Annotated in this window: 1 pseudogene; it reads right to left on the bottom strand. The window is 72.0% G+C overall.

What is annotated here, in order from left to right:
- Positions 1-439: pseudogene (locus EXE44_RS18265) on the bottom strand (ferredoxin--nitrite reductase); the annotation flags it as partial.

Consider the following 439-nt stretch of genomic DNA (forward strand, 5'->3'; position numbering starts at 1 on the left):
GATGTCGTCCGGGAGCTCCACGTTGGCGCGCAGCCACCGGAGCATCGCCGCCGTCCGGGCCTTCGTCTCCGTCAGCGCCAGCGAGCAGAACTCCGTGCCCGTACACGCCATCGCCCCGCGGGTGAACACGCTCGGTTCGGGGCTGTGGGTGTCGAGCAGCTCGGCGTCGAGCAGGTCGTCGAGCTCCGACTCGGGCACGTCCAAGATCAGCGGGTTCTGCCGCCGCGTCAGCCGCATCTCGCCCGAGCCGTGCGCCGCCGCGAGGTCGGCCAACCGGACCGTCTCGGCGGCGGTCAGGCGTCCGATCGGCACCGCGAGGCCGACGTAGTAGCGTCCGTCCGTCTGCTCGTGGACGCCGACGTGGTCGTGTTTCCCCTCGGACGGCGCCTTCCCCGCGTTGTACGTGTACTCGTCGCGGAGGTCATCGCCCGCGCGCCGG

It is taken from the genome of Halorubrum sp. SS7 (assembly GCF_005435055.1).
GTDB lineage: Archaea > Halobacteriota > Halobacteria > Halobacteriales > Haloferacaceae > Halorubrum > Halorubrum salinarum.